The 18,439-nt window shown below is 63.4% G+C and carries 16 protein-coding genes; 11 read left to right on the top strand and 5 right to left on the bottom strand.

Annotated elements, in window-relative coordinates; all coding sequences use genetic code 11:
• Positions 1-4 precede the first annotated feature (4 nt).
• The 4 genes from AB4874_RS04075 (at position 5) to AB4874_RS04060 (ending at position 3,636) form a co-directional block, all read left to right on the top strand.
• Positions 5-874 carry an ABC transporter permease gene (locus AB4874_RS04075; protein WP_295531652.1) on the top strand — a complete coding sequence of 290 codons (870 nt, stop codon included), beginning with the start codon at positions 5-7 and terminating at the stop codon, positions 872-874.
• Positions 871-1,659, top strand: a complete 789-nt coding sequence (locus tag AB4874_RS04070) for an ABC transporter permease (protein ID WP_295531649.1) — start codon at positions 871-873, stop codon at positions 1,657-1,659. Before AB4874_RS04075 ends, AB4874_RS04070 begins: the two co-directional genes overlap by 4 nt.
• Before the next feature lie 3 nt (positions 1,660-1,662).
• Positions 1,663-2,724 (top strand): ABC transporter ATP-binding protein, encoded by a 1,062-nt coding sequence (locus tag AB4874_RS04065; RefSeq protein ID WP_368391036.1) that lies wholly within the window; start codon positions 1,663-1,665, stop codon positions 2,722-2,724.
• A gap of 333 nt (positions 2,725-3,057) precedes the next feature.
• A complete protein-coding gene (locus AB4874_RS04060) occupies positions 3,058-3,636 on the top strand; it encodes a LysE family translocator (RefSeq protein WP_368391035.1) in 579 nt (192 codons plus the stop codon).
• 6 nt (positions 3,637-3,642) lie between these two features.
• Here the strand turns inward: AB4874_RS04060 and hemE are convergent, their stop codons facing one another.
• Entirely contained in the window at positions 3,643-4,674 is a 1,032-nt protein-coding gene (hemE, locus tag AB4874_RS04055) for a uroporphyrinogen decarboxylase (protein WP_368391034.1), read from the bottom strand.
• 105 nt (positions 4,675-4,779) lie between these two features.
• Here hemE and hemC point away from each other — a divergent pair, with 105 nt between their 5' ends.
• Both hemC and AB4874_RS04045 read left to right on the top strand, forming a co-directional pair.
• Positions 4,780-5,724 (top strand): hydroxymethylbilane synthase, encoded by a 945-nt coding sequence (gene hemC, locus AB4874_RS04050; protein ID WP_438273441.1) that lies wholly within the window; start codon positions 4,780-4,782, stop codon positions 5,722-5,724.
• Between the two features lie 42 nt (positions 5,725-5,766).
• Positions 5,767-6,972 carry an MFS transporter gene (locus AB4874_RS04045; RefSeq protein ID WP_368391032.1) on the top strand — a complete coding sequence of 402 codons (1,206 nt, stop codon included), beginning with the start codon at positions 5,767-5,769 and terminating at the stop codon, positions 6,970-6,972.
• Positions 6,973-7,033: 61 nt separating this feature from the next.
• On the opposite strand, the gene AB4874_RS04040 is transcribed toward AB4874_RS04045, so the two are convergent.
• On the bottom strand, positions 7,034-7,735 hold the full coding sequence (locus AB4874_RS04040; protein WP_368391031.1) for an arylesterase: 702 nt from the start codon (positions 7,733-7,735) through the stop codon (positions 7,034-7,036).
• Between AB4874_RS04040 and AB4874_RS04035 the strand changes: the two genes are divergently transcribed.
• Positions 7,734-8,417 carry an ABC transporter ATP-binding protein gene (locus AB4874_RS04035; protein WP_368391030.1) on the top strand — a complete coding sequence of 228 codons (684 nt, stop codon included), beginning with the start codon at positions 7,734-7,736 and terminating at the stop codon, positions 8,415-8,417. The genes AB4874_RS04040 and AB4874_RS04035 overlap by 2 nt on opposite strands.
• A complete protein-coding gene (locus tag AB4874_RS04030; protein WP_368391029.1) occupies positions 8,414-10,921 on the top strand; it encodes an ABC transporter permease in 2,508 nt (835 codons plus the stop codon). Before AB4874_RS04035 ends, AB4874_RS04030 begins: the two co-directional genes overlap by 4 nt.
• A gap of 139 nt (positions 10,922-11,060) precedes the next feature.
• On the opposite strand, the gene AB4874_RS04025 is transcribed toward AB4874_RS04030, so the two are convergent.
• Positions 11,061-11,522, bottom strand: coding sequence for a transglycosylase SLT domain-containing protein (locus AB4874_RS04025; RefSeq protein ID WP_368391028.1), 462 nt, complete (start codon positions 11,520-11,522; stop codon positions 11,061-11,063).
• 90 nt (positions 11,523-11,612) lie between these two features.
• On the bottom strand, positions 11,613-14,045 hold the full coding sequence (locus AB4874_RS04020; RefSeq protein ID WP_368391027.1) for a heavy metal translocating P-type ATPase: 2,433 nt from the start codon (positions 14,043-14,045) through the stop codon (positions 11,613-11,615).
• Between the two features lie 137 nt (positions 14,046-14,182).
• Between AB4874_RS04020 and AB4874_RS04015 the strand changes: the two genes are divergently transcribed.
• From AB4874_RS04015 to mnmH, 3 genes are all read left to right on the top strand, one after another.
• Complete coding sequence (locus AB4874_RS04015) at positions 14,183-14,389, top strand: YgaP family membrane protein (protein ID WP_368391026.1); 207 nt, start codon at positions 14,183-14,185, stop codon at positions 14,387-14,389.
• Between the two features lie 136 nt (positions 14,390-14,525).
• Positions 14,526-15,104 (top strand): L,D-transpeptidase, encoded by a 579-nt coding sequence (locus tag AB4874_RS04010; RefSeq protein WP_368391025.1) that lies wholly within the window; start codon positions 14,526-14,528, stop codon positions 15,102-15,104.
• The gene (gene mnmH / locus AB4874_RS04005) at positions 15,104-16,150 is read left to right on the top strand and encodes a tRNA 2-selenouridine(34) synthase MnmH (RefSeq protein ID WP_368391024.1); all 1,047 of its coding nucleotides are present in this window, start codon (positions 15,104-15,106) and stop codon (positions 16,148-16,150) included. Before AB4874_RS04010 ends, mnmH begins: the two co-directional genes overlap by 1 nt.
• Here mnmH and selD read toward each other — a convergent pair.
• Positions 16,143-18,308 (bottom strand): selenide, water dikinase SelD, encoded by a 2,166-nt coding sequence (gene selD, locus AB4874_RS04000; RefSeq protein ID WP_368391023.1) that lies wholly within the window; start codon positions 18,306-18,308, stop codon positions 16,143-16,145. The genes mnmH and selD overlap by 8 nt on opposite strands.
• Between the last annotated feature and the right edge of the window lie 131 nt (positions 18,309-18,439).

Below are 18,439 nucleotides of genomic sequence, written 5' to 3'. Positions count from 1 at the left end.
CTATATGGCTGACACCCTCGCCTCGCGACGCCGGTTGCCGCTAACATGGGTCGGAATGGTGCCGTTCACGGCCTTTGCCGTCCTGTTTTTGATCATGCCCACGATGTATATCGTGATCGGCGCATTCAGATCTTCTGATGGCGGGTTTACCTTCGCCAATCTTGTGAACCTGTTTCAGCCCTCGATCCTCGCCTCCTACTGGATTTCGATCAAGATCAGTCTGGCGACGGCCTTCTTTGGCTGCCTGATCGGCTTTGCCATGGCTGCCGCCGTCACCCTCGGAGGCATGCCGAACTGGCTGCGCGGACCGATCATGACGTTTTCGGGGGTGGCCTCGAACTTTGCTGGCGTGCCGCTTGCCTTTGCGTTCCTCGCGACGTTGGGTCGGCTGGGGCTGGTGACGGTGGTTCTCAAGCAATGGTTCGGCTTTAATATCTATGCCCATGGCTTCAATCTGCTTAGCTTTTTCGGGCTCACGATCACCTATTTATTCTTCCAGATTCCGCTGATGATCCTGATCATCACGCCTGCACTCGACGGGCTTAAGCGCGAGTGGAAAGAGGCCGCCTCGATTCTGGGCGCCAGCGGCTTTCAATATTGGCGCATCGTTGCGCTGCCGATCTTGTGGCCCTCGCTGCTGGGCACGCTGGCGTTGCTGTTTGCCAATAGTTTCGGGGCCGTGGCCACGGCTTACGCGCTGACGGGATCGTCGCTGTCGATTGTGCCGATCATGCTGTATGCGCAGATTCGCGGCGACGTGTTGCAAGACCCCCATCTTGGTTATGCCTTGGCGTTCGGGATGATCGTTATCACGGGGATCGCGAATTTCGTCTATGTCTGGTTGCGGGTTCGGTCTGAGAGGTGGGTGAAATGAGAGTGCAACGGTTCTGGTCCATCATCGCGCTGATCTTTGGCTTCACCTATTTCGCGCTGCCCCTGATCGGCACGCTGGAATTTTCGCTACGCGCGCGCCGTGGTGAATATTCCCTGGATGCCTACCGCTCGGTGCTTAGCGATCCCCAATTCCGCGAGACGTTCAGCTATTCAATCGTGATGGCGATCTTCACCATCTTCGTCGGCGCACTGATCGTGGTGCCCACGGCCTATTGGGTGCGCCTCAAGCTGCCGCGTCTGCGCCCGGTGGTTGAATTCATCACCCTGTTGCCGCTGGTGATCCCGCCGATTGTCATCGTCTTTGGCTATATCCGGCTTTACAACACCTCGTCCTTCCTGCCGCTGACCGGAACTCTGACGGGCACCAATATCCTGTTGCTGCTGGGCTATACGACGCTGTCGCTGCCCTACATGTATCGCGCGGTGGATACGGGGCTGCGCACGCTGGATGTGGCGACGCTGACCGAGGCCGCACAAAGTCTTGGCGCGGGCTGGATCACGATCCTTGCGCGGTTGATCCTGCCCAATGTCTTGATCGCGGTGCTGTCGGGGGCCTTCATCACCTTCGCCATCGTCATCGGCGAATTTGTTCTCGCTTCGCTGCTCAATCGGCCCGCCTTTGGGCCGTATATGCAGCTTGTCGGTGCCAACAAGGCCTATGAGCCTGCGGCGCTGGCGGTGATTGCCTTCTCAATCACATGGATCTGCATGGGGCTGATCCAGCTTGTCACACGATTTTCGAAACATACGAAAGCACAACGGTAACTCATGGCCTTTCTCAACATTGAGCATCTTGAAAAATTCTTCGGCACCAACCGTGTGGTGAAGGATTTCAATCTGGCCATTGATCAGGGGGAGTTCGTCTCGCTTCTGGGCCCATCGGGCTGCGGCAAGACGACCGTACTGCGCATGGTCGCGGGGTTTGAGACGACCTCGTCCGGGGCGATCAGCATTGACGGTCAGGATGTCACGCATCTGCGCCCGAACCAGCGCAATATCGGCATGGTCTTCCAGTCTTACGCGCTGTTTCCCAACCTGACGGTGGCGCAGAATGTGGGCTTTGGCATGCGCGTGGCGGGCCGCCCGAAATCCGAGATCAAGGCCCGCGTGGATGAAATGCTGCGCCTGATCGGCCTGCCCAAGCTGGGCAATCGCTATCCGTTCCAGCTGTCGGGCGGGCAGCAACAGCGGGTCGCGCTGGCCCGGGCGCTGGCCGTGCAGCCGCGCGTGCTGCTGCTGGACGAACCGCTCTCGGCGCTGGACGCCAAGATCCGGGTCAGCTTGCGTGACGAAATCCGCGAAATTCAGCGCGAGCTGGGTATCACCACGATCTTCGTCACCCACGATCAGGAAGAGGCGCTGTCGATGTCGGATCGCGTGGTGGTGATGAATGGCGGCGTGGCCGAACAGACCGGCGCGCCGTTCGAGATTTACAACCACCCCACAACCCGGTTTGTGGCGCAATTCGTTGGCACGCTGAACACGCTCTCGGCCACCGTCGTTGATGCCAAGACGGGCCGGGTGACGGTGGGCGAAACGCCCATCGCGCTTAACCGTCCGTTGGCTGGGGCCACGACGGGGGAGACCATCAACCTCGCGCTGCGTCCCGAGGTTGTGTCGTTGGGCCGCAAAGAAGGGCGCGACACGATCCTTGCCGGGCGACTTGCCGAGGTTCATTTCCTTGGCTCGACGATCCGCATGCGGGTCGATGTTGGCGGCACGCTGATCTCGCTGGATACGTTCAACACCCCCGACACGCCGCCGCCGCGCATCGGTGAGGCCGTCGAGCTAAGCCTGGCCGAGCGTGACCTGCTGGTGCTGACGGATTAGGGTTTTAAGGGGGGCTTTCTCGCCCAAGTCGTCGGCGGAGGGCATCGCTTGACTTCCGCGTGACCGCTCAATCGTCTTGCGCCAAACGGCTGTAGGCTTTGGCGAAATGCGGGCGAAAGAGCCCCCCGATGCTCACATTCAGCCCCGTGATCTGCTTTGTCCCGCAGATCCGTCGATAGGTCGGATCAAGATTGTGCGGGGCGCGCAATAAACAACAGTCTGGTCGGGGGCGCCGCCCCGGCCTCTGACCTTCCCCCGGGATATCTTGGCACTGGCGATGGGGCGCGAGAGCGTCTTGATGATCGCTAAGTTTCGCCGCGAGATGGAAATGTCATGTCACAACTCTTTTTATCGCTGCTCGGTTTTGCCTGTGTCGCTGCAGGCACGCCGGGGCCGAATAATATCATGGTGATGAGTTCGGGCGCGACCTTTGGGTTTCGCCGCACGGTGCCGCATTTGCTGGGGATCGCGCTTGGCCATGGGCTGATGGTGGTGCTGATCGCGCTGGGGCTTGGCGAGGTGTTTATCCGCATGCCTGCGCTGCATGATGTGCTGACGGTGTTGGCTGCGATTTACATGCTGTGGCTGGCGTGGAAAATCGCGCATGCAGGCGCGCCGGGGCAGGGTGGGAACACGCGCCCGTTCACGTTTTTACAGGCGGCGGCGTTTCAATGGGTGAACCCAAAGGCTTGGGTGATGTCGCTTGGCGCGGCCACGATTTACGGCAGTTTGGGCGGGCTGCTGATGGGCGCGGTGTTTGTGGTTATCGACCTGATCGCGGTGTCGATCTGGACGGGGTTGGGGCAAACTCTCAGCCACTGGCTTGGCACGGGGCCGCGGCTGAGAGCGTTCAATTGGCTGATGGCGGGGCTGTTGGTGGCCTCGATCGCGCTGGTGTTTCTGGAACGCTGACGCGCCTCAGCCGTTGCGGATCGTCTCGACCATCAGTGCCACGTTTTCGGGATCGGCATCGGGCGTGATACCATGGCCAAGGTTGAAGATATGCGGCCCGTTCTTGAACGCCTCGACGACATGGCGGGTCTCATCCACCAGCGCCTGACCGCCCGTGACCATGTGATGGGGCGCAAGATTGCCCTGCACGCAGCCCGCGATTTGCACATTGGCCGCGCCCCATTCCGGCGTGATCGAATTGTCGAGCGCCACGCAATCGGCGCCGGTCTTTTCGTGAAAGCCGATGTAGCCCTCGCCCGCCTCACGCGGGAAGGCGATCACGGGCAATTGCGGAAAGCGCGCCTTGAGTTCGGCGATGATCTTGCGGGTCGGTTCAACCGCGAAATCCTGGAAATCGTCGCCCTTGAGACTGCCAGCCCATGAATCAAACAGCTTGACCACCTCGGCCCCGGCCTCGACCTGTTTGGACAGGTATTCGATGGTCGAAACGGTCAGCAGGTCGATGATTTTTGAAAAAGTTTCGCGATCTTGCGATTTCAGCGCATGAGCGGGGCCCTGATCCTTGGTGCCTTGCCCGGCGATCATGTAGGTCGCCACCGTCCACGGCGCGCCCGCAAAGCCGATCAGCGTGGTCTCGTTGGGCAATTCACGGCTGAGAATGCCAACGGTTTCATAGATCGGGGCAAGCGTGTCGTGAATGTCGTCTTTGGTTTTCAGCTTGGCGAAATCGGCGGGTGTGGTGGTCGTGCTTAGGCGCGGCCCCTCGCCGGTGACAAACCACAGATCTGCACCAAGTGCCTGAGGAAGCAGCAAGATATCTGCAAACAGGATCGCCGCGTCAAAGCCGTAGCGCCGGATCGGCTGCAAGGTCACCTCGGCGGCGAGTTCAGGATTATAACACAGCGACAGGAAGTCGCCGGCCTGTGCGCGGGTGGCGCGATATTCGGGCAGGTAGCGCCCGGCTTGCCGCATCATCCAGACCGGAGGGGTCGGCAGTACTTCACCATTCAGCGCCCGCAGGATCGTTTTCTCAGCCATGTGCATCTCCTCTTTGCCTCTTTCATCGCGACCTGTGGCGACATGTCAAGCGCGCGCCGTCTTGCGCGGGCCATCTGTCGCGGGTAAGCCGGGGGAATGATGCAGATGCCCGATGCGAAATCCCCGCTCAAGATCGGCACGCGCGGCTCGCCTTTGGCGCTCGCGCAGGCCTATGAAACGCGTGCGCGCCTGATGGCGGCTCATGATCTCCCCGAGGCCGCCTTTGAGGTCGTGGTGATCAAGACTACGGGCGATGATCGCGCGTTGATTGATGCGGATAAGCCGCTGAAAGAGATCGGCGGCAAGGGTCTGTTCACCAAGGAAATCGAAGAGGCGATGGTCGATGGCCGCATCGATATCGCCGTGCATTCGATGAAGGATATGCCCACCGAGCAGCCCGAGGGGTTGATCCTGAATTGCTATTTGCCGCGCGAAGATGTGCGCGATGCGTTCGTCAGTCTCAACCACGCCGGGATCGCGGCGCTGCCCGAGGGTGCAGTTGTCGGCTCGTCCAGCCTGCGGCGGCGCGCGCAGCTGGCCTATCGCCGCCCCGATCTGAAGCTGGTTGAGTTTCGCGGCAATGTGCAGACCCGGTTGAAAAAGCTGCAAGAGGGCGTGGCCGAAGCGACGTTTCTCGCGATGGCGGGGTTGACCCGTCTGGGTATGGTCGAGGTCGCGAAATCCGCGATTGCGCCGGAAGATATGCTGCCTGCCGTGGCGCAAGGTGCAATCGGCATTGAGCGGCGCGTGGCCGATGCGCGCTGCGAGGCGCTGCTGGCCCCGATCCACCATCTGCCCACCGCGCAACGTCTGGCTGCTGAGCGCGCCTATCTTGCCACGCTGGACGGGTCTTGCGAAACTCCGATTGCCGGGCTTGCCATCATCGAGGGCGACGAGCTGTGGTTGCGTGGGGAAATCCTGCGCCCTGACGGCTCTGAGGCGATCTCGGGCGAGGGGCGCGCGTTGATTTCCGAGGGCGCGGCCCTGGGCGACGATCTGGCGCGGCGATTGCTGGCCCAAGCCCCGACCGGCTTTTTCGACTGGCGCTGAGCCCCTCTTGAAATTGGCCGCAAACGGGGGCAATGGGGGCTTATGTTTGCTCCGTTCCGCCCGATAGTCAAAGATCCCGCGCTGCGTCTGGCGGCGGTGCTGCTGGTGCTGTTTGGGGCCCATGCGGCGACGATGGGCCCCTATGTTTCGGCGCTGGCGATCAAGGTGTTTGGCCTGTCCGATGGCGCGTTCGCGCTCGTCTTGATGGTGGCGTCGGTTCTGTCGGTCTCTGCCTCGGTCGGCTTGGGGATTTTGGCCGATCAGCGGGCCAATCGACGTGCGATCGCGTTGGGTACTTCGTTAATGCTGATTCTGGCCTCGGCACTGGTCTTGGCGGGCGATAACGCAGTGGTTTTCGTGATTGCCAATGCGTTGATCTTGCCGCTGTCAGCCTCGATCTTTGGTCAGTTGTTTGCGCTGTCGCGCCTTGCCGCATCGACCCATCCCGAAAAAGACCGCGCCGCGATTCTGTCGACCCTGCGCGCGCTGTTTGCGTTGCCTTGGCTGGTCGTGCTGCCGATCTGGTCGGTCGCCTTCGATCAGGGAGCTTCGCTGACGGCGATCTACCCGGTCACGCTGACGCTGGGGATTTTGATCCTTGCGCTGACACTGGCGTTCTGGCCCCGCGATGGCGCGACCCGCTGGCCCGACCCGAAATCAGGCCTCAGCTTTCGCGAATCTTTGCGCGAAATGGCGAACCTGCCGATCCTCAGCCGGGTGGTGGCGCTGGGTACGATCAACGGGGCCGTGATGTTGTATCTGGTGGTGATGGGGCTGGTGTTTGAGGCCACGCCGGGGCGCGGCGCGGCGGATACGGCACTTTACGCGGGGCTTCTGGCGGGGCTCGAAGTGCCCTTCATGCTGGCCTTGCCGGTGTTGGTGGGGCGCGTCTCTCGCACGTCGCTGATCTGGGCGGGGGCGGCCCTTTATGCCCTGCATCTGGGGCTGATCCCGGTTCTTGCACCTACGCCCTATGTCTGGTTGCTGACAATTCCCGGCGCGGCCGGCGGCGCGGTCGTGTTGACCCAGCCGATGGCCTATCTGCAAGACCTGCTGTCCAATCGTCCCGGTGCGGGGGCCTCGCTGATGGCGTTGCAGAAATTGGCGGGCGATGCGTTTTCCGCCGCTGTTTTCGCAATTGGCACGGCGCTTGCAGGTTACGAGCTCGCCGCCGCGATGGGGGCCTTGCTGGGCGTCATTGGCGCGGGCGCACTTTGGGCGATGGACCGGCGCGCCGCGCGTAGCTAAGCCCTTTCATCTAGCTAAAAATACTCCCGCCGGAGGCTCCTGCCCACTGCCAGGCGCGCGCTCAACTGCCCGGCTTCACCTTTGCCAACAGCTCCAACACTTTGGGCCCCAAAGCCGCAACCACCTTTTTTACGCCCGCGGGCGTGGGATGGATATTATCGGCCTGCATCAAGTCTTCCTTGGCGCGCTCTGCGAGCGGTGTGGCCATGATCGGAGCCAACAGATTGGGCACCAGAACCGCGCCATATTTCTGTGCCAGATCGGGATAGATCGCATCGAATTCTTGCTGATACTCAGGCCCGTAATTGCCCGGTGCGGGCAGGCCCGCCAAAAGCGCAGGGATATGCTTGCCCTGCAAATCCGCCAAGATCGCATCGAGATTTCCGCGCGCCTCAGAGGGCGGCAGCCCGCGCAGCAGATCATTGCCTCCCAGCGCCACGATCACCGCCTTGGTGTCGGGCGTCAGCAGCCAATCGAGCCGCGATTTCCCGCCCGCGGTGGTATCGCCAGACACCCCGCCATTCACTACAGTCACATCCGCGCCATGCGCGTTCAGCCAGTCCTGCAATTGCGGCACCAAGCCGTCGCTGGGATTCTCAAGCCCGTAACCTTGGGTCAGCGAATCTCCCAAGGCGAGGATCTTGGTCTGTGCCGCGACCGGCATGGCCAGCAGCGTCGCAAGCACAATTCCTGCGCCCAAACGCTTGTGCAGCCGCGTATTTGGCCCATATCCCTTTGAAGCAAAAGAAAGACAGGTAGCCATGGCTGACACGATCCTCGCGCTCAAAGACGCAAAACTTGCGCTGGCGGGCAATGCTGGCCCGGTCGAAATTCTGCGCGGGATTGATCTTGCCATTGAGCGGGGCGAAAGCGTTGGGCTCACGGGGCCTTCTGGGTCGGGCAAATCATCGCTCCTGATGTTGATGGGCGGGCTGGAACGCGCCAGCTCGGGGTCGGTTATGGCCTTGGGTCATGATCTGTCGGCGATGTCCGAGGATGATCTGGCCCGCTTTCGTCGGGGTAATATGGGGGTGGTGTTCCAAAGCTTCCACCTTATCCCGACAATGACGGCACTGGAAAATGTCGCGATGCCGCTGGAAATCGCCGGTGTCCCCGATGCGTTCGCGCGCGCTGAGGCGGAACTAGAGGCCGTGGGGCTGGGTCATCGCGGCCATCACTATCCCTCGCAAATGTCGGGCGGAGAGCAACAGCGCGTCGCCTTGGCGCGTGCCGTCGCCCCGCGCCCTGCGATCCTGCTGGCCGATGAGCCGACCGGAAATCTCGACACAGCGACGGGGACCACGATCATCGAATTGCTGTTCGGCCTGCAAGAGCGCCATGGGGCCACGCTGATCTTGGTCACCCATGCCCCCGATCTAGCGGCGCGGTGCAGTCGCATCATTGAGCTGCGCGACGGCCGGGTCGTGACGGGTGAACCCGCATGACCCTGGCTTTCACGATTGCCCGGCGCGAGTTGCGCGCGGGTCTGCGCGGCTTTTGGGTCATGCTGCTCTGCCTGATGCTTGGGGTGGCCGCGATTGCTGCTGTCGGGCTGGTGCGCAGCGCGATCACCTCGGCGCTCAGCGATCAGGGCGCGGTGCTGTTGGGGGGCGATGCGCAATATGAATTCACCTATCGCCGAGCCAAACCCGACGAGTTGAAATGGATCACCGATCACGCCACGGCGGTCTCGGAGGTGATTGATTTCCGCTCCATGCTCAGCACGGGAACCGATGCGACGCAACGCGCGCTCACGCAGGTCAAGGCGGTGGATGGCGCCTATCCGCTTGAAGGGAAGCTGGAGCTAGACCCGCCCGTGGGGCGCGCCGCGCTCAAGGGCGAAAACGGTTTCCCCGGGATTTTCCTCGACCCGATTTTGGCTGACCGTCTGGCGGTAAAACCCGGTGATACGGTGCGTTTGGGCGGACAGGATTTCGTGATGATGGCACGGCTCTTGCGCGAACCTGACAGCACGGGCACCGGCTTTGCGCTGGGGCCAAATTCGATCGTTGCGCTTAGCGCCATTGCGGACACGCCGCTGCTGGCACCGGGGTCGCTGTTTGAAACCCAATACCGCGTAAGCTTGCCTGCGGGCACCGATCTGACGGTGGCCAAGCGCCAAGCCGAAAGCCACTTCAAGGATGCCGGGATGCGCTGGTCGGATCGGCGTCGCGCGGCACCGGGCGCGCAGCGCTTTGTGGATCGGCTCGGCTCGTTTCTAGTGCTGGTCGGGCTGGCGGGGCTGGCAGTGGGCGGTGTTGGCATTTCCGCGACGGTGTCGTCTTGGGTCGAGCGCAAATCGGGCACAATCGCGACGTTGCGCGCGCTTGGCGCGACGGGGGCGACGATCCGCGCGGCGTTCTTGATTCAGCTTGTGGCGCTGGGCGTGGTGGGCATTGTCGCGGGGCTGGCGCTGGGCGCTGGGCTGGTTTTCGCGGCCTCGGGGCTGATCGAAAATGCGCTGCCAATCCCGGTCGAGATTCGCTTGCAACCCGGCCCGCTGGGGGAGGCGGCGCTCTATGGCGCGCTGATTGCCGCGATCTTTGCGCTGTGGCCGCTGTCGCGGATGGCGGCAATGCGCGCGGCGACGCTGTATCGTGACACGATGAACGGACGCCGCCTGCCGCCTTGGCCGACGATGACGTTGACGGGCGTTTTGCTGGTGGTGTTGGTCGTCGTCTCGGCGTGGTTTTCGGGGCTGTGGGGGCTGACGCTGGCCAGCCTTGGCGGCATCGTGCTGGCTTTGGCCATCCTAAGCGTCGCGGCTTGGGCGATCCGCGTTGGCGCACGCGGCGCGCAACATCTCGCGCGCGGCCGCCCTGCCTTGCGCGCGGCCTTGGCGGCAATTGGTGGGCCGCGCTCCGAGGCGCGCTCGGTCATCCTGTCGCTGGGGCTTGGCCTCTCGGTTCTGGCCGCCGTGGGGCAGGTCGATGCGGGGCTGCGCGGAGCGATTTCCAACGATCTGCCCAAAATCGCGCCAGCCTATTTCGTGATCGACATCCAGCCCGATCAGATCGACCCGTTCAAGGCGCTGCTGGCCAAGATGCCTGCGGTGAGCAAGGTCGAAGCTGTGCCGATGCTGCGCGGCGTTATCACTAAGATCAATGGTCAAAACGCGCGTAAAGTTGGTGGCGAGCATTGGGTTCTGCGCGGCGATCGCGGCGTGACCTATTCCGAGACTCCGCGTGAAAAGCTAACGGCAGGCACATGGTGGCCCAAGGATTATAACGGCCCGCCACTGGCCAGTTTCTCGGCCAAAGAGGCGGCAGAGATCGGGTTGAAACTGGGCGATGATATCACCGTCAATATCTTGGGGCGCGATATCACGGCCAAGGTCACCTCGTTTCGCGATGTGAACTTTTCAACGGGCGGGATTGGCTTTGTGCTGACGTTAGATCCGGCGGCGCTGCAAGGCGCGCCCCATACGTGGCTGGCCACGATCTACGCCCCGCCCGAGGCCGAGGCGCAGGTAATGCGCGATCTGGCCAAGGCGTTTCCCAATATTACCGCGATCCGGGTGCGCGACGCGATTGCGCGCGTCACCGATGCGCTTTCCTCGATTGCGCGCGCGACGTCGCTGGCGGCCTCGGTGACGCTGCTGACGGGGTTTGTCGTGCTGATCGGCGCGGCGGCGGCGGGCGAGCGGGCGCGCGCCTGGGAGGCGGCAATGCTCAAGACCCTCGGGGCGACGCGGTCCACGATCTTGTTTAGCTTTGCGCTGCGCTCGGCGCTGATGGGCGCTGCGGCAGGTGTGGTCGCGATCGCCTTTGGCGGGCTTGCGGGCTGGGCCGTTGTCGATCTGGTGATGGGCGCAAGCTATCAGTTCGCGCCAATCCCTGCGCTGATCATCGTGGCTGGCGGGGTGGTGGCGACACTGGCGGCCGGGCTGGTCTTTGCGCTGCGCCCGCTTGCGGCGCGCCCGGCGGGGGTGCTGCGCGCCTCCGAGTAAGCAGGGGATTTGGCAGGCGTCGGGAGGCCTCCGGCGGGAGTATTTGATGCTAGATGAAATGGCCGTGCTGCGTCTTTCATCTAGCTCGAAATACTCCCCGCGGAGCGTTCCACCCGTGCCAGAATTGCCGCGCTTTGCCCTAGCGCAATCCCGTCTGCTTCAGCAGTCCGCGTTTCTTGGCCTCATAGTAATAGCCCCGCGCATACCACTTTACTGCGCGCTCTTCAGAGCCATCAGCGACCATCCAGGCCCCGCGCAGGTATTTCACGCCATATTTCAGGTTGGTATCGGCATCGAGCAAATCATGGGGGTTGCCGCGAAATCCCATTCCGCGTGCGGTTTGCGGCGAGATTTGCATCAGCCCGAAATAGGGGCCGTTTCGCGCCTCGGGGCGGTAGCGACTTTCGCGTTGGATCACGCGATGCGTCAGGCTGCGCGGCACCCCGTAGTGATCGGAGTAGCGGTTGATCAGCGCGCGCAGTTGCGGCGTTTCATTGTGATGCAGGGGCGGGTTGCCTAGGGCTTTGTTCGCGGTTTGTGGGCCGCCTCCGCAGGCAGCAAGGCTGGCCAGAGACAGCAAGATGAGGCGGCGTGACAGCATCGGGCGCTCCGGCAAATTCGGTGACAAGAAAAACCCGATCTGCGTGCCAAGGAAAAGGGGGCTTGCGGGGCATCGGCGCGCAATCGCCGATCAGCGTGCCGCGCGGCGCAATCGAAGCGCGTTGGAGACTACAAAGACGGACGAAAAGGCCATTGCCCCCGCTGCCAGCATCGGGGACAGGCCGGGCCCGCCAAAGGGCACCAACACGCCCATCGCGACCGGAATCAGCGCCACGTTATAGGCGAAGGCCCAGAACAGGTTTTGCTTGATATTGGCCATCACGGCGCGTGACAGGGTCAATGCGCGCGCTACGCCTTGGGGATCGCCCCCCATCAGCACGACCTGAGCCGCCTCGATGGCCACATCAGTGCCGGTGCCGATGGCAAGGCCGACATCGGCGGCTGCCAGCGCGGGGGCGTCGTTGATCCCGTCGCCGACGAATGCCACGGGGCCATGGGCGCGCAAGCGGTCGATTGCGGCGCGTTTGCCGTCGGGGAGAACCTCGGCCTCGATCTGATCTATGCCCAGCGTATCGGCCACAGCCTGCGCGGTGGCGCGGGTATCGCCGGTGACCATCGCGACCTGCACGCCTGCGCGGTGCAGCGCGTCAATGGCGGCGCGGGCCTCGGGTTTGATCGGGTCGGACAGCGCCATCAGCGCGACGGGTTTATCATCAAGCGCCATCCAGACCGGCGTGCGGCCCTTGGCGGCCAGTGCCTCGGCTTGGGCGGAAAAGGGGGCGATGTCGGCGCCCGCCTGCGCCATCGCCTGTGTGTTGCCCAGCCACAGCATCGCGCCTTCGGCCTGCGCGCGCAGGCCCATACCCGCCAGCGCCTTGACGCGTTTCACCGGCGCATGGGGAATGTCGCGCGCGGCGGCAGCGTCCAGAATTGCGCGCGCAAGCGGATGCTCCGAGCGCGCCTCGGCCCCTGCTGCCAGCGCAAGGATCTGGGTTTCGGACAAATCCGCCAGCGGGAGCAAATCGCTGAGCGCGGGCTTGCCTTGGGTCAGCGTGCCGGTTTTGTCAAAGCCGATGATCGTGACCTCGGCCAGCCGTTGCAGCGCATCGCCGCGCCGAAATAGCAGGCCCAGTTCCGCGCCCCGTCCCGTGCCGACCAAAATCGAGACCGGCGTGGCGAGCCCCATTGCGCAGGGGCAGGCGATAATCATCACCGAAATCGCGGCGACAAAGGCATGGGTAAAGCCCATTCCCGCCAACAACCAGATCGCGAAAGTGGAGAGCGACAGCACCATGACGGCGGGCACGAACACCCGCGTCACGCGATCCACCAGCGCCTGCACAGGCAGCTTCGCGCCCTGCGCCTGTTCAACCATCGCGATGATGCGCGCAAGCACGGTATCGCCCCCGGTGGCGGTCACGCGATAGCTAAGAGCGGCCTCGCCATTAATCGTGCCACCGGTGATCTTGTCGCCCTCGGATTTGCTAAGCGGAATCGGTTCTCCAGTCAGCATGCTCTCATTGATATGGCCCGCGCCTTCGGTGATCACCCCGTCCAGCGCGACACGTTCGCCCGGTGCAAGCAACAAGATATCACCCGTGGTGAGGGCGCTGATCGGGCGCTCTTCGACACCGTTTGGCGTTTGCACGCGGGCGGTTTTGGGCTGCAATCCGATGAGACGCGAGATCGCCTCGCCAGCGCGACCCTTGGCGCGGGCCTCCAGCCAGCGGCCCAGCAAGATCAGGGTGACGATGGTGGCGGCCGCCTCAAAATAGACGCCGCGCGCAGAGGCAGGGATCAACTCCGGCGCAATTGTGACCAGCGCGGAAAAGACAAACGCCGCGAGCGAGCCCAGCGCTACGAGCGAGTTCATTTCGGGCGCGCCACGCACCAGCGCGGGGATGCCGATGCGCAAGAACATGCGTCCCGGAAGGGCCAGTACAAGCGTCGTCAGCCCCATCTGGATCCACCAGCTTGTACGCTCGCCGATCGTGGCGGCGATCAGGTGATGGAGGCCGGGGATCAGATGCGCGCCCATCGCCAGTGCAAAGACCGGCAGGCTGAGCGCCAGCGCGATCAGGAATTGGCGTTTGAGGTGGCTTGCCTCGGCGGCTTGACGTTGTGCGACCGGGGCCGGGGCGCCGCCTTGGTCTTTCACGCGTGCAGGGTAGCCCGCGGCAGTGACCGCCTCGGCCAGATCGCGGGGGGCAAGCGTGCCCTCGACATAGTCGACCTGTGCGCTTTGGGTGGCGAGATTGACCGTGGCCGTCGTGACACCGGGCAGCACATTCAGGGCGCGTTCCACCCGCCCGGTGCAACTGGCGCAGGTCATCCCCTCGATGTCGAGCCGGGCAGTTCCCATCGTTGCCGGATAGCCCGCCGCATCAAGTGCTGCGACCAGATTTGCGGGTGTCGCGGGGGCGTCGAACTCGACGCTGGCGGTGCGCGCCATCAGATTGGCGCTGGCTTGCTGTACGCCGGGCACGCCCATCAGCACGCGCTCGACCCGCCCCGTGCAGGCCCCGCAATGCATTGCGTCGATGGTAAAACTGGTTTTGGTCATGGTGTTCGCTCCTGCGCCTCATGTGATGCGGGCCTAGGGTGCGGTCAAGCGCCGCGTCATACATTCGAACTATTGAATTTGTTGTGAGGAGGTGCTATCTTCACCCTAACAGTATTCCCCCTATGTGGAGCCTTCCGATGAACCTCGACCGTACCATCTTCGCCTTTGCTGGCGTCATGATCCTGATTTCCGTTCTGCTGAGCGCGTTTGTGTCGATTTATTGGCTGTGGTTCACCGCCTTTATCGGCGCGAACCTGTTGCAATCGGCCTTTACCGGATTTTGTCCGGCGGCTTTGATTTTTGGCAAGTTCGGCGTGAAATCGGGCTGCGCGTTCCAAAAGTAAGGCGGATTGGCCACGCTGCGGCCCTTATCTGCCCGGAATGCTTGCAAGAACTTGAGAGGGCGGGGCGGCTTTGCTAGCCTCGCCTTAAGGTTTTTGCCGTAAACGATATGCGTTTACGGAGTTTCAGGAGTTGCCAATGGATCGCCGCGCCTTTGTTCTTTCGCTTGCAGCGATGTCTATTGCTGGCCTGCCTGCCTTTGCGCAGGCCCCCAAAGTCGAGGCCGAGACGGTAAAGACATGGCCGATTGGCTCGCAATATTACCCCACTCAAGTGCGGGTGAAGCCCGATCTGGCGGTCGGTTCGATCATCATCGTATCGGACAAGTTCTTCCTGTATCATATCATCGCGCCGGGCGTGGCGATGCGCTATGGCGTGGCCGTGGGCAAGGCCGAGCTGAAATTTCGCGGGCAGGCCGTGGTGGCGCGCAAGGTCGAATGGCCAAGCTGGAAGCCCACCCCTGAAATGATCGAGCGCAGCCCCGAGAATTACGCGAGATATGCCGATGGGATGCCGGGCGGACCGCAAAACCCGTTGGGCGCGCGCGCGATGTATCTCTATCAGAACGGCCATGACACGGCGATCCGTATCCATGGCACCACGTCGCCCAGTTCGATCGGGCATGCAGTGTCCAATGGCTGCATTCGGATGGTAAATGATCACGTGATCGCGCTGTTCGATACCGTTCCAGTCGGTACGCCGGTGACCGTTTACTGATGCAACTCACCTCTGTCGCGCAGGTCGGTGATCTGGATTTTGACACGATCATCGACGTGCGCAGCCCGTCCGAATTCGCCGAGGATCACATTCCCGGCGCGATCAACCTGCCAGTGCTGGACGATGATCAGCGCGCCCGTGTGGGCACGATCTACAAGCAGGTCTCGTCCTTTGATGCGCGCAAGATTGGCGCGGCTTTGGTGGCGGAAAACGCCGCGCGTCATTTGCGCGAGGCCTTAGCGGATAAGGACGGTGGCTGGCGACCGCTGGTCTATTGCTGGCGAGGTGGGCAGCGTTCGGGGTCGTTCACAACGATCTTGCGGCAGGTGGGCTGGCGCGCCGAGTTGATTGAGGGCGGTTACAAGACGTGGCGGCGGCTGGTGGTCGAGGCTTGCGCCGCGCCGATGCCGTGCCCGGTCGTGGTGCTTGATGGCAATACCGGCTCGGCCAAGACCGATATTCTCAAATCGGCGGCGGCGCAGGGGGCGCAGATGATCGACCTTGAGGGGCTGGCCAATCATCGCGGCTCGTTGTTTGGCGCGCGCGAGGGTGGGCAAAGCAGCCAAAAGGATTTCGAATCGCGTCTGGCACGCGCGATTGCGGCACTTGATCCGGGACGAGTGGTGCTGCTTGAGGCCGAAAGTTCCAAGATTGGCGATCTGCAGCTGCCCAAGGGCATTTGGGCGGCGATTTGCAGCGCCCCGCGTATCCGCATTACCGCTCCGCTGGCCGAGCGCGCTGGGTATCTGGCTCGTGCCTATGGCGACATCATCGCCGATACCGCGCGCCTCAGCGCCGTGATCGACAAGCTGCGCCCGTTTCAACCCGCCGAGCGGATTGAACGCTGGCAGGCGCAGGCAGCAGCGGGGGAATTTGCCGCGCTCGCAGGTGAGCTGATGGCCGATCACTACGATCCGCGCTATGAAAAACACCGCGCGCGTCAGAGCTTTGACGAGCAGGTCGTGCACGCGCCCAGCTTGGCGGCGGAAGCGATCCCGGCGCTGGCGGCGCAGGTCATCGCAGCCGCCCAAGCCGCGCTTAGCTGACGCGCAGCATGGCCGGGCCGGGGGTGATCTCGCCAATATCGGCGGCGGCGTATCCGGCGGCTTGCAGTGCCTTCAGTACCGCCCCGGCCTGATCGGCAGGCACGGCGGCCAGCAGCCCACCCGAGGTTTGCGGATCATAAAGCAGTTCAGTTTTTGGCCCCGGCGGGGCGGTGATGTGGCCTGCGCAATTGGCGATGTTTTGCGCCAGAAGGGTGGAGTGCTGGCCGTCCTCGGACAGTGCCAAGGCCCCCTTCAGCAGTGGCACCGCGTCCAGATTGATTGCGGCGGACAGATTGGAGGTTTTGCACAGGCCCAGCAGATGGCCCGCGAGGCCAAATCCAGTCACATCGGTCATTGCGCGGGTCACCGGGGCAAGGATCGCGCTGGCCTTGGCGGAGCTGGTCGCCATTGACTGCAGCGCGCGCGCAACGACTTCGCCCGGAGCCGCCTTGGCCATTTCAGCGGCCAGAATGACGCCAGTGCCGATGGGTTTTGTCAGGATCAGACGATCGCCCACTTGCGCGCCATCCTGCCCGATGGGCTGTGCGCAGAGCCCGGTCACGGCAAAGCCCAGCGTCAATTCTGCCCCCATCGAAGTGTGCCCGCCCACGAGATCGGCGCCCGCCTCGGCAAAGGCCTGCGCGGCGGCACCCAGCATTTCTGCCAAAGCGCGCGCGCCCATGTCCTCGGATTGGCGGGGCAGGGTGACTTGCGCGAGCGCGGCTTGCGGCGCGGCCCCCATCGCCCAAGCGTCGCTCATCGCGTGCAGCGCGACGATGTGCCCCAGTAGCCACGGGTCTTCGGTAAAGGCGCGCACGTGATCGGTGGTAAAGACCTGCGCCCCTGCGCTATGCGCCAGAAGGGCGGCATCATCGCCCGGTCCAGATAGCACATCTGCGCGCGAGGGCGCTGGCAGCCCTGCCAGCGCCGAGCGCAGTGCGGCCCCGCCCAGCTTCGCGCCGCAGCCACCACAAAGCGGCTTGTCGCCCAGCACCTCTTCAATCCCAAGCGCTCGCGCGGCGGGCAGCGCAGGCGGGGGCATCGCGGGCAAGTCGTGAACTTTGTCCATGAATTTGCGATCAATGCGATCCTTCCAGCGCCAAAGCCATTTGCCATCCAGCGGCAGGCCCCATTTATCGGCCACGGCCCCTTTGCCGCCGGTCGAGATCAGCTTGAGGTAATCGCGCTGCGGGTGATAGTCGCGCATCGTCCCGCCCGACAGCGCAGCACGCAGGTTGTGAAACAGCGGTTTGGCCTGACGCACGGCGTAGACGCCTGCCTTGGGGCGCGGCGCATAGGCCAGATGAGCGATGTCTCCGGTGGCGAAGATTAACGGATCCGAGCTTTGCAGGGTCGGGGTGACGGTGATGAAGCCGTTTTGCAGATCAAGCCCGGTCGTGGATAGCCAATCGGCGGGTTTCGTCGCCCCCGTGCCGATGATGAAATCGGCCTTGGCGCTGCGCCCGCTTGCCAGCAAGACCTCGCCCTCGCGCGCACCTTCAAGCGCGGCATCGGTTTCGATGCTTACGCCAAGGCGCGCACAATGGGCCAGCATGCGCGCCCGTGCCCCAGACCCCAGCGCGCGCAGGGGCGCAGGGCCAGCCTCATAAACGCTGACCTTAGCGGCGGGCAGGCGATGCGCGCAGGCCATCGCAAGTTCCACCCCGGCCACGCCACCACCCACCACCGCAATGCGGGGCGCTGCGGGGGCCGTCGCGAGGAACGCGGCCCAGGCATCAGCGAAGGCGTCCAGCGGCTTGGCCGGGGTGACATGCTGAGAAAAACCGGGGAGATTTGGCATCTCGGCGGTGATCCCGATATCGATTGAGGCCACGTCATAGGCAATCGGCGCGCGCCCCGGCACGGTGATCAGCTGCGTGTCGCGATCAATCGCGCTGGCGAACCCCAGCACCAGCCGCGCCCCCGCATGACGCGCCAGCTTGACCAGATCGAGTTGCAATTCATCGCGCGCATAGTGGCCCGCGATATGGCCCGGCAACATGCCCGAATAGGCCGCAGAGGGCATCGGGTTGATCACGGTCAGGCGCACACCGGGCAGCGGGTTCATCCCCCACATTCGCAAGACCAGCGCATGGGTATGCCCACCCCCGATCAGAACGAGGTCACGGGTCAGGGGCAGCGGGGCGGTGGGGTGCATGATATCTCCTTGTCTCCTCATGCCTAGCGGCTGGCCGCGCATTCGCCAATCGCCAATCTGACGCAGCGGGGGAGGTCGTTTTCGTGCAAAACGCCCTTGACGGGGGGGGCGGGTTTGCCTAGTTAGCGCAC

The sequence above is a fragment of the Thioclava arctica genome (genome assembly GCF_040892615.1).
Taxonomy (GTDB): domain Bacteria; phylum Pseudomonadota; class Alphaproteobacteria; order Rhodobacterales; family Rhodobacteraceae; genus Thioclava; species Thioclava arctica.
The sequence above is the reverse complement of the archived record's forward strand: the minus strand, read 5'-3'. Positions and strand labels throughout refer to the sequence as shown.

Coding starts and splice junctions, on each gene's coding strand:
- AB4874_RS04075 (WP_295531652.1), top strand. CDS start 5: ATGGCTGACACCCTCGCCTCGCGACGCCGGTTGCCGCTAACATGGGTC.
- AB4874_RS04070 (WP_295531649.1), top strand. CDS start 871: ATGAGAGTGCAACGGTTCTGGTCCATCATCGCGCTGATCTTTGGCTTC.
- AB4874_RS04065 (WP_368391036.1), top strand. CDS start 1,663: ATGGCCTTTCTCAACATTGAGCATCTTGAAAAATTCTTCGGCACCAAC.
- AB4874_RS04060 (WP_368391035.1), top strand. CDS start 3,058: ATGTCACAACTCTTTTTATCGCTGCTCGGTTTTGCCTGTGTCGCTGCA.
- hemE (WP_368391034.1), bottom strand. CDS start 4,674: ATGGCTGAGAAAACGATCCTGCGGGCGCTGAATGGTGAAGTACTGCCG.
- hemC (WP_438273441.1), top strand. CDS start 4,780: ATGCCCGATGCGAAATCCCCGCTCAAGATCGGCACGCGCGGCTCGCCT.
- AB4874_RS04045 (WP_368391032.1), top strand. CDS start 5,767: ATGTTTGCTCCGTTCCGCCCGATAGTCAAAGATCCCGCGCTGCGTCTG.
- AB4874_RS04035 (WP_368391030.1), top strand. CDS start 7,734: ATGGCTGACACGATCCTCGCGCTCAAAGACGCAAAACTTGCGCTGGCG.
- AB4874_RS04040 (WP_368391031.1), bottom strand. CDS start 7,735: ATGGCTACCTGTCTTTCTTTTGCTTCAAAGGGATATGGGCCAAATACG.
- AB4874_RS04030 (WP_368391029.1), top strand. CDS start 8,414: ATGACCCTGGCTTTCACGATTGCCCGGCGCGAGTTGCGCGCGGGTCTG.
- AB4874_RS04025 (WP_368391028.1), bottom strand. CDS start 11,522: ATGCTGTCACGCCGCCTCATCTTGCTGTCTCTGGCCAGCCTTGCTGCC.
- AB4874_RS04020 (WP_368391027.1), bottom strand. CDS start 14,045: ATGACCAAAACCAGTTTTACCATCGACGCAATGCATTGCGGGGCCTGC.
- AB4874_RS04015 (WP_368391026.1), top strand. CDS start 14,183: ATGAACCTCGACCGTACCATCTTCGCCTTTGCTGGCGTCATGATCCTG.
- AB4874_RS04010 (WP_368391025.1), top strand. CDS start 14,526: ATGGATCGCCGCGCCTTTGTTCTTTCGCTTGCAGCGATGTCTATTGCT.
- mnmH (WP_368391024.1), top strand. CDS start 15,104: ATGCAACTCACCTCTGTCGCGCAGGTCGGTGATCTGGATTTTGACACG.
- selD (WP_368391023.1), bottom strand. CDS start 18,308: ATGCACCCCACCGCCCCGCTGCCCCTGACCCGTGACCTCGTTCTGATC.